At 30.4% G+C, this 4,087-nt stretch carries 4 protein-coding genes; 3 read left to right on the top strand and 1 reads right to left on the bottom strand.

The window, feature by feature from the left end:
• Nucleotides 1-238: 238 nt before the first annotated feature.
• Nucleotides 239-1,096 (top strand): DUF1002 domain-containing protein, encoded by an 858-nt coding sequence (locus tag ACJMLZ_RS07175; protein ID WP_405304942.1) that lies wholly within the window; start codon nt 239-241, stop codon nt 1,094-1,096.
• A gap of 138 nt (nt 1,097-1,234) precedes the next feature.
• Here ACJMLZ_RS07175 and ACJMLZ_RS07170 read toward each other — a convergent pair whose 3' ends face one another.
• Complete coding sequence (locus ACJMLZ_RS07170; RefSeq protein ID WP_405304941.1) at nt 1,235-2,224, bottom strand: right-handed parallel beta-helix repeat-containing protein; 990 nt, start codon at nt 2,222-2,224, stop codon at nt 1,235-1,237.
• Nucleotides 2,225-2,602: 378 nt separating this feature from the next.
• Between ACJMLZ_RS07170 and ACJMLZ_RS07165 the strand changes: the two genes are divergently transcribed.
• On the top strand, nt 2,603-3,226 hold the full coding sequence (locus tag ACJMLZ_RS07165) for a zinc-ribbon domain-containing protein (RefSeq protein WP_405304940.1): 624 nt from the start codon (nt 2,603-2,605) through the stop codon (nt 3,224-3,226).
• A gap of 386 nt (nt 3,227-3,612) precedes the next feature.
• On the top strand, nt 3,613-4,087 hold a 475-nt coding region (locus tag ACJMLZ_RS07160; protein WP_405304943.1), incomplete at its 3' end, for an acyltransferase.

Below are 4,087 nucleotides of genomic sequence, written 5' to 3'. Positions count from 1 at the left end.
TTCTTTAGTTTCAGAAATTCAGCATAAATTTTTATGGATATATTTTTTATCATTTTTTCCAAAATTCAATTTTCAAATCATTTTGACTGAACAGTTTTTAGAATATGATATTGCATCATTGTATATTTTTTACATATTTTTTTATATCTGAAATTCATTAAAAAATTTTCAAAAAACTGTAACATTTAAATACTACTTCGACAAATTATGATTAGGAATTTTAAAAGAGGTGAAAAATATGCGTAAAATTGCTATGGCTATAATGGCTTTAATTGTAGTCGGTATGTTGATTCCAGCGGGATTTTCAACCGATTCAAACGTTGTAATAACTTATGGTGAAACTACACATGCAAATTCCAATTATAAATCCGTTGTTGATAATTTCTTTAAAAGTCAAGCAAATATTGACATTAATAATGTTGATTCAAAAATTATCACAGCCAATCAAGTAAATAAAGTTTCAAGTTCAATAACTGGAAAATATTACGGTTCAGACCAAATATTTTCATCTGCATTGGTTGATTTAAACGACAATTCCAAACTCCAGGTAAGTGTGGACAAATCAAAAATCACTACAATTACCGGAGACATGTACATTTCAGCTTTAAAATCAGCAGGAATTACCAGCGGTCATGTGTATGTCACAAGTCCTGTGCCAGCTACTGGTGAATCAGCTCTTGCAGGAATAATGAACTCTTATGAAGTAGTAACTGATGTTGAAATTCCGGACAGCGTAAAAGAAGCAGCAAATGATGAAATTTACACCCAGGCAGAAATTGTAAACAATTCAGGTGTAAGTGCTGATGACTTATCAAAATTAGTAAATGATGTAAAAGAAGAAGTGTCAAGTGACAATATTACAGATCACGATACAATAGTGAATATAATCAATAATTATGTACAGACCAATAACATTAACATTACAAATAATGATATTGAGAACTTAGCTGACAGTATTGAACAAGTACAAAACGTACAAGGCGATGTAAACTACTACAAAGACCAAGTTTCAGGATTTTTGAATGATACTGATACTAGCGGTTTTTCAATCGATTCAATCTTGGATTGGATTAGATCTTTTGTAAATGGAATTTAAATTCCATTTTTTTTCTTTTTTTTTTGACTTTGCAGAAATCTTATTTGATTCACATTAACGATTGCATTGATTAATGAGGATTTATTCAAAAATCCCCTATCAATCGCATCAAATAATGCTAAACTTCCAGCAGCATCATTAATGGTTGCTGTGAGTTGAAATCATACTTTGATTTGAAATTCTTATTTTTTCTAAATTAATTAAAGAAGAATCGTCAACATTTAAGGTTGCATTTTCACCATTTAATGCGACATCATTTGTTCCATCTTCTGCAGTATTGTTCATGAAGGTTGAATTTTTAATATTTAAACTGTGATTATACACATATACTGTTCCGGAGGAAGATGCTGAATTATTGGCAAATTGACAATCGGTGATATTTACTATGTTGCTACACCAAACTGCAGCACCTTTTTTTGCGGAATTATTATAAAATTTAGAATTTTTAAGAGTTAATTGGTGATTGGAATTGATTGCGCCACCTTCATTTTCACTAGCAACGTTATTGTAAAAAGTACAATTATCAACTATTGCATTACAGCTCAAATCAAGTGCACCAATATTTCCAGCATTGTTTGTAAAGGTACAATTTACTATGATTATATCATCCCATGAGGAATCAATTGCACCGGCATCGCCTACATTATGGTCGAAATTACAATTAGAAACAATTCCCCCATCGATAGATAATGCTCCGGAATCATACAGAGCAGTATTATTGGTGAAATTACACCCATCAAATATTTCATAGTCCCCATAACATGAAACTGCGGAATATCTTGCATTTCCATTAATGAAATTAATATTTTTTATAGTGATATTTTCTCCGAGTAAGTATAATAAACCTGCCTGGCCTGAACCGTCAATGGTGTGTCCTTGTCCATCGATTACATAATTATTGCGGGTTACTTTAATGCCCCATTCCTCAAATTCTTTTCCATTATCTTTAGTGGAATTAAATTTATAATCCTTGTCTAATTTAAATTCGTTTACACCATTATTGATTTTATCTTTTAGTTCTGTAAAAGTACCAACATCGCTATTTGCAGTCAAATTTTCATAATTATTTGATTTTTCACTTAACATATCCACATTATCATGTGAATTATCTACATCAGCAGCACTCACACAGGATAAACTAATTGCAACGAAAATTAATGATATGAATAGAATTGCTTTTAATTTAATTATATTACCTCCAATTATTCGTTAAATTACTTTTTACCTGAGGATTATTTAAATATTTGCGAAAGTAAGAACTTACATTAATTAAATCGTTTAAAAAACATTCCTAAAATAAATTTTAGCATATATTCTATTAATGCATATTGATTTTTAAGAATATATGGAAATAATGCCTCACTATTTATACAACTGCAATTGTTCAGTTATTTAACAAAAATAGGAGTTCTACAAAACTATTTATTTTATTTTTAATAATTATACACTTTTTAAACAAACTTTTTTAATATGTTATCAATAAATTAATAATGATGGAGGTTTATGATGCCTATTAAGAAACATTGTCCAAATTGCGGAAATGAGATTACTTATGAAAATGAATTCTGTACTGAATGCGGTTATGACTTGATAAATAAAGTGCCTAATAATGTATTAAATAATTCCCATGGATTTTTTGATAACTTGTCTGAAAAGGTGAACATTTTTGTTTTGATTTTTTCTTTTATAATCTTTGGAGTTTTCTTATTTGTTGGATCAATATTCTGGTCATTATTCCTATCCAATGGGTCAATTGATTTTATAACATACTTGCTGTTAACAATCGTATTTTCAGTATTTTTCGCATCAATATTTGTCGGATACTGCGCATGTAAGGATAACTCTTATGTCTTACCCAACTTTTTAGCATATATTGCAGGAATATACGCAGCTCTGTTATCCATTATAGGATTGATATTCACATTTTTATGGGGATTAATTTCAGTATTAAGCTCAATTTTTTCTTCAGGGTCTAGTTCTGCATATTCTAATCCCTATCAGTCAGCAACTTCAAGTGTTACACCATCTGCGGATTTAAGTTTTATTTTTAAGATAATATTGTTTATTTTGTTGATTCCAATTGCATCCTATGCGGGTATTTATTTGGGATATTCTTTGAGAGATATTTAATCTCTTTTTTTATAAATTTTAAGAATTTTTATTTTTTCATCAATATTGTTTTGAAAAAATTACTATTATTAAACCATTTAGTATATATACTTGTTAATTACATAAATTAATTCATTAACAAATAAAATTTAATTCAATAAAGGTTTGATAATATGGTCAGATTTTCACAACCATTGGGGGATAAGCGTTCAAAAAGTAGAGAAAACCCTTATGAACAGGTCATAGAGAATCCTTATTATTCTCAGGAAAGGCAATCTAGGGTAGTTCAAATGCCTGAAAATGATAGATTGTATAGCCAACCTCCTAGGCAAGTTTATCAACAGGATAATATGGTGATGCAATCTCAAAGGGAAGAGCCTACTGAAATTGTTTATGAAAGGCCGGTCATTGAAAGGGAATCCATAAAACCTGACTATTCAAAACCTGAATTAGAATTCCCTCCTGATCAGAATATCCAGTTCGGTGTTGAATATTCTCCAAACTCAAGACCTCCGGTAGTTGGTAAAAACCATACTATAAGGTCCAATTCAATCATTTACAATGATGTGGTAATAGGAGACAATTTCAGGACAGGACACAATGTTGTCATCCGTGAAAACACAAATATAGGTGATGATGTATTGATTGGAACCAATACTGTCATTGAAGGGGATGTGATTATTGGAAATGACGTCAGCATTCAGTCTAACGTGTATATTCCAACCAATTCGGTGATTGAAGATAATGTATTTATCGGACCTTGCGCTTGTTTTACTAATGATAAATATCCGGTAAGGATTAATTATGAACTTCAAGGGCCTAAAATTAGGCGTGGTGCTTCCATTGGAGGTAACACAACTTTCCTGTCCAACGTTGAAATTG

The sequence above is a fragment of the Methanobrevibacter sp. genome (assembly GCF_045126245.1).
Classification (GTDB): Archaea; Methanobacteriota; Methanobacteria; order Methanobacteriales; family Methanobacteriaceae; genus Methanocatella.
This window is presented reverse-complemented; position numbering and strand designations above follow the sequence as displayed.

Bases quoted from the DNA above. Each gene is read 5' to 3' on its own strand.
- ACJMLZ_RS07165 (WP_405304940.1), top strand. From the start codon at position 2,603: ATGCCTATTAAGAAACATTGTCCAAATTGCGGAAATGAGATTACTTAT.
- ACJMLZ_RS07175 (WP_405304942.1), top strand. From the start codon at position 239: ATGCGTAAAATTGCTATGGCTATAATGGCTTTAATTGTAGTCGGTATG.